We start from the raw sequence: 5,690 nt of genomic DNA, 5'->3' as shown, positions 1-5,690 counted from the left end.
GGGATCGGCGCCGGCCGCAGTGCGGCCACCCGGGTCCCGGGGTCGTCGCCGAGCGCACCGTAGCGCTGCCCGGGGTCCTCGGAGCACGACAGCACGACCGCCACCCCGGCGTCGGGCGCATGGACCGCGACCGCGGTGGCCGTGCCCGCCTCCAGGGCCGTACGCGCGGCCGCCCAGGGGGAAGCCCCGTTGACGCGCTTCACCGTGAGGCCGGGAATTCCGGCGAGGCCGGGCACCTGCTCGTCCGTCAGCACGGTGACGGGACGGCCGGGGGCGGGAACGATCCCGGAGTCCTCGATGGCGGCCCACAGTGCCGCGGTCTCCGCGTCGTGTGCCGCATCGTCCGGTCCCGCCACACCCGAGATCACGACGGCGGTGGCTTTCTCTGCCATGTTCGGCAACTCCTGCAAGGGTCTGGACGAGCGCCGCCGCGTCCCCTCGATCGCGCTCTCTTACGTGCGCTCCATTGAATGTTCGGCCGCTGTTCACCATCCACCCCTATCCGCCCCTAGAACCGCTCTGCCTCAGCGAACGCCGGTGTCCGCCCGGCGCCGGGGCAGGCGGGCACGCCGGTCCCGGGGAGGGCGGTGCCTCCCGGGGACCGTGAAGAAGGCGGCCCGGAGCGGCCGTTCAACTGCTGAGCGGCCCGGAGCGGCCGTTCAGCGGACGGCGCGCGGGCGCCGGACGTCCAGCACGGACCGCATCACCTCGAGGACGGTGGCGCGGTCGGTGTCGAAGAAGAAGTGGCCGCCTTCCAGCACGTGCAGGGCGAAGGGGCCGGCGGTGTGGTCACGCCAGGCCGCCGCGTCCTCTCGTGTGACCCGCGGGTCCCGCCGTCCGGTCAGGACCTCCAGCGGGCAGCGGACGCGGGCGCCGGGCTCGGGCCGGTAGGACTGCGCGAGCCGGTAGTCGGCGCGGAGCGCCGGCAGGAACAGCTCCTGTATGTCGGGGTCGTCCAGCAGGGCGGGGTCGATACCGCCCAGCACCCGCATCTCCTCGATGATCCGCTCGGTGTTCCACTGCGGCTCGCCGGCGGGCGGGCGCACCGAAGGGGCCCGGCGGCCCGAGGCCACCAGCGCCAGCGGCGGCCGGCCGCGTTCCTCCAGCTTCCGGACCAGTTCGAAGGCCAGCAGCGACCCGAGGCTGTGGCCGAACACCACGGTCGGCACGTCAGGACGCTTCTCCAGCGCGGCCGCTATCTCCTCGACCATCAGGTCGGCGCGCTCGACGGCGGGTTCGTGCCGCCGCTCCTGGCGCCCGGGGTACTGCACGCAGACCAGCTCGGCGTCCGCCGGGAGCGCGGCACGCAGCCAGGTGAAGTACGCGGCCGACCCGCCGGCATGGGGCAGGCACACCAGCCGCAGGGCGGGTGCTTCGACGGCCCCCAGGACCGTCAGCCAGGCGTCGTGCATGTTCTTCCCCTTCACAAGTGGCGCGGTGGCAGGCCCGGTTGCGGCCCGCGGCCCGGGCGCGGCGCGCGGTGGACGCGAGCCGGGGCCCCTTCCGCTTCCGCGACCCTCGTCCGCGGTCTCGTCACACGGTCCTCTCGGCCTGGTCCGCGGACGTCGGCGCTCTCGCGGTGGGCGCATCCCCGGGCGGAGCGCGCATCCCCGGGCGGTGGGCGAGCCGGGCGACCCTGCCTCGGCCGACGACAACCGTACGCGCGAGCGGACGAGCCGGACCGCGCCGATACGGGGGCGAACCCTCCCAATGCGGGAACCGCGCCCGGTCCCCCGCGGCAGTGGTGGGGCGCTTTGGGGTGGACCTGGGGTGTCAGGAGAAGGCCGCTGATTGCTTCCATGCCAGCGTTCCCGTCGTCCGACCGTCTGCTCCAGGGGGCTTCACACCAGTGATCCGGCTCAACGCACTGGGTGACAGTTTCGTGGAGGGCAGAGGCGCCACCGGTCCGGCCGGCGCCTGGTACGGCTGGGTTCCCCGGCTGGCCGGGCTGCTGGACGTGCCGGAAGGACGGGTGCGCAACCTCGGCACGTACCAGGCGACCACCCAGCAGGTCGTCGAGGAGCAGCTCCCCCGGGCGCTGGCCGACAAGTCACCGGTCATCGGGGTGGTCGCCGGGGTCAACGATCTCGTCGGCGACTTCGCCCCGGACCGGTTCCGGGACAATCTGGCCACCATCTTCGGCCAGTTGGCCGGGGCGGACACTCTCGTGTTCACCGCGGACTACGCGGACATCCCGGCCAATCTGCCGGTGCCCGGGGCGTTCCGCGCGCTCCTGCGCGAACGCTTCGCCCTGGCCAACGAGATGCTCCGCGCCGTCACCGAGGCCACCGGGGTGCTCTGCGTCGACGTCGCCGCCGACGCGGAGTGGGCACGGCCCGGCATGTGGTCGCCGGACGGCCTCCACCCCAGCGCCCGGGGCCACCAGCGGTTCGCCGAGCGCGTCGCCGAACTGATCGGGCAAGCCACCGCCGGAGCGCCGTACGACCAGCGATGTCGTGAGGAAGGAAGAACGTGAGCGAGCAGCAGAGCCGTCCGGGCAGGAGGCTCGCCGACTCTCCCGTCGCCATCGTCGGTATGTCCGGTCTGTTCCCGATGGCCCGCGACCACCGCGCGTACTGGCAGAACATCGTCGACGGGACGGACTGCACCAGCGAGGTGCCGGAGAGCCGGTGGCGGCTCGAGGACTACTACGACCCCGATCCGGCCGCACCGGACAAGACGTATTCGCGGCGCGGCGCCTTCCTGCCGGACGTGGAGTTCGCACCGCGCGAGTTCGGCGTCCCGCCGAACCACCTCGACGTCACCAGCACCATGCAGACGCTGAGCCTGGGCGTCGCCCGTGATCTGCTGCGCGACGCCGGAACGGAGGGCTCCGAGTGGTACGACCCGGCGCGCACCGGCGTCGTGCTCGGCGTGACCGGCCCGGTGCCGCTGATGCATCCGCTCGCGGCCCGGCTGTCCACGCCGGTCCTCAAGGAAGTGGTGCGCGCCGCGGGCCTGTCGGCGTCGGACGCCGAGGAGATCGCCGAGCGGTACACCCGGGCCTTCGCGCCGTGGGAGGAGAACTCCTTCCCCGGCTTCCTGGCCAATGTGGTGGCGGGCCGGATCGCCAACCGGCTGGACCTGGGCGGGCTGAACTCCACGGTCGACGCGGCCTGCGCCGCCTCGCTGTCCGCGCTGCGGATGGCCGTCGCCGAACTCGTGGACGGCCGCGCGGACATGATGATCACCGGTGGCGCCGACACCGAGAACTCGATCTTCGTGTACCTGGCGTTCGGCAAGGTCGGAGCGCTGTCCAGGACGGACCGGATCAGCCCCTTCTCGGACGACGCCGACGGCACCCTGCTCGGCGAGGGCATCGGCATGCTGGCGCTGCGCCGGCTGGAGGACGCCGAACGGGACGGAAACCGCATCTACGCGGTGCTCCGCGGCATCGGCTCCTCCAGCGACGGACGCGCCAAGAGCATCTACGCGCCCCGCGCGGAGGGCCAGCGGCGCGCCCTCGACCGTGCCTACCAGGACGCGGACTGCTCACCGGCCTCCGTCGGCCTGTTCGAGGCGCACGCCACCGGGACCGCGGTCGGCGACCGCGTCGAACTCACGGCGCTGCGCGGGCTGCTGGAGGCGCACGGCGCCCAGCGGCACGGTGCCGCCCTGGGCAGCGTCAAGTCGCAGATCGGCCACACCAAGGGCGCGGCGGGCACGGCCAGTCTGATGAAGCTGGCCCTCGCCCTCCACCACAGGAGCCTGCCGCCCACCATCAACGCGGCGCGGCCCAACAGCGGCGTCGACTTCGCCTCGGCGCCCTTCTACGTCAACCTCCACCACCGCCCCTGGATCCGCGATCCGCGCCGGCCCGTGCGCCGTGCCGCGGCCTCCGCCATGGGCTTCGGCGGCACCAACTTCCACGTCGTCCTCGACGAACACGACGCCGGCCGCTCCCCGGCGCGCACGCTGCACCGCGGGGCACGGGCGCACGTGTGGCACGCGCCCGATCCGGCCGCGCTCGTGGAACTGCTGGACTCCGGCGCCCCGTCGGCCGACGGCGGACCGGTGCCCGCCGGCCACGCACGGGTCGGCTTCGCCGCCCCCGACGAGGAGACCGCGTTGAAGCTCGCGGCCGAAGCCCGCGAACGGATCGCCGCCGACCCCGACGCCGAACGCTGGTCGGACCCGCGCGGCGTGCACTACCGGCGCCGGGCGGCGGACGGCGTCCGCGTCGGCGCCCTCTTCGCCGGCCAGGGCGCCCAGTATCTGAACATGGGGCTCGACGCCGCGCTGAACGTTCCCCCTGTGGCGCTCGCGTTCGACGAGGCCAACCTGTGCCTCGACGAGACGCGGCCGACCCTGGCCGACGCGGTGTTCCCGCCGCCGGTCCACGACTCCGCGCTGCGCCGGGCGCAGGAGGAGACGGTGCACCGCACCGAGTACGCACAGCCCGCGATCGGGGCGCTCTCGGTGGGCCAGTTCCGGTTCCTGTCCGAACTCGGCCTGCGCGCCGAGGCGTTCCTCGGGCACAGCTTCGGCGAGCTGACCGCCCTGTGGGCCTCCGGCGCCCTGCCGGCCCAGGACTACTTCCGGCTGGCCGCGGCGCGCGGCGCGGCCATGGCTCCGGCCGAGGGCACCGCCGACGCCGGTGCGATGGCCGCGGTCACGGCGAGCCGGGAGCGGGTCGAGGAGATCCTCACCGACGTCCCCGACGTCGTGGTGTGCAACCACAACGCCCCCGAGCAAGTGGTGGTGGGCGGCGGCAGCGCCGCGATCGACCTGCTGCTGGAGGTCTGCGCCCGCGAGCGGATCGGCGCACGACGGCTGACGGTGTCGGGAGCCTTCCACACCAAGTACGTCGGGCACGCGGTGGAGAGCTTCCGTACCGCGCTGGACTCCGTGCGGATCGGCGAGCCCCAGGCCCCGGTGTACGCGAACAGCCCGGACGCCGGCTACGGCGCCGACCCGGCGGCGAACGCCACGACCCTCGCCGACCAGATGCTGTGCCCGGTCGAGTTCGTCGCCGCCGTGCGGTCCATGCACGCCGACGGTGTCACCGCCTTCGTCGAGTTCGGGCCCCGGCAGATCCTCACCGGACTGGTGCGCGGGATCCTCCCCGAAGCCGATGTCGTCACCGTGCCCACGGACGCGGGTCCGCTCGGCGACTCCGACGCCGCCCTCAAGAAGGCCGCCGTGCAACTCGTCGTGCTGGGCGTGGAGTTGTCCGGGATCAACCGGTACGAAGCGCCACGGCCCGCCGAGCCGGAACCGGCGGGCATGACCGTCACCCTGTCAGCGCCCGAGTACGTCTCCCCGGCCCGGGAGGCCGCCTACCGGGAGGGACTCACCGACGGTTTCCGGGTGTCCCTGCCCGCCGCGGAGGCCGGCACGCCGGTGGCGGAGGGCACGGGGCCGGCGGCGCCGGACGTGGCGTTCGCAACCCCGGACCCCGCGACCGTCCCGGGCACCGGCAGCGTCGTACCGGCCGGGGACGGCGCCCCGCGGACCACGGAAGCCGCCGCCCTGCCCGCGCCGGAACCGGCGGAGGCGTCCGCCGCCACCGCACCGCCGTCCCACGGCGCCACTGCCCCGCCGTCCCACGGCTCTACTGCCCCGCCGTCCCACGGCCGTGTGCACCCGCACCATGCCCAGGAGGAATCAGCGATGACCGTCCATCCACAGCCCGCGCCCCGGGCCGGGGACGACGACCCGGCCACGCAGCATCTGGCTCTGCACTCGCG

4 protein-coding genes are annotated in these 5,690 nt (G+C 74.1%); 2 read left to right on the top strand and 2 right to left on the bottom strand.

The window, feature by feature from the left end; genetic code table 11:
* Together AN218_RS08290 and AN218_RS08285 are read right to left on the bottom strand one after the other, a co-directional pair.
* On the bottom strand, positions 1-392 hold a 392-nt coding region (locus AN218_RS08290), incomplete at its 3' end, for a hypothetical protein (RefSeq protein WP_141747512.1).
* Positions 393-659: 267 nt separating this feature from the next.
* On the bottom strand, positions 660-1,412 hold the full coding sequence (locus AN218_RS08285) for a thioesterase II family protein (protein ID WP_070016115.1): 753 nt from the start codon (positions 1,410-1,412) through the stop codon (positions 660-662).
* A 437-nt stretch (positions 1,413-1,849) separates the two neighbouring features.
* Between AN218_RS08285 and AN218_RS08280 the strand changes: the two genes are divergently transcribed.
* Both AN218_RS08280 and AN218_RS08275 read left to right on the top strand, forming a co-directional pair.
* Positions 1,850-2,476, top strand: a complete 627-nt coding sequence (locus AN218_RS08280; protein WP_070016114.1) for an SGNH/GDSL hydrolase family protein — start codon at positions 1,850-1,852, stop codon at positions 2,474-2,476.
* Positions 2,473-5,690, top strand: a 3,218-nt coding sequence (locus AN218_RS08275) for a type I polyketide synthase (RefSeq protein WP_216311735.1), incomplete at its 3' end; no start/stop codon positions are given. The genes AN218_RS08280 and AN218_RS08275, both read left to right, overlap by 4 nt.

The organism is Streptomyces nanshensis (assembly GCF_001751255.1).
Taxonomy (GTDB): Bacteria; Actinomycetota; Actinomycetes; order Streptomycetales; family Streptomycetaceae; genus Streptomyces; species Streptomyces nanshensis_A.
This window is presented reverse-complemented; position numbering and strand designations above follow the sequence as displayed.

Coding starts and splice junctions, on each gene's coding strand:
- AN218_RS08285 (WP_070016115.1), bottom strand. CDS start 1,412: ATGCACGACGCCTGGCTGACGGTCCTGGGGGCCGTCGAAGCACCCGCC.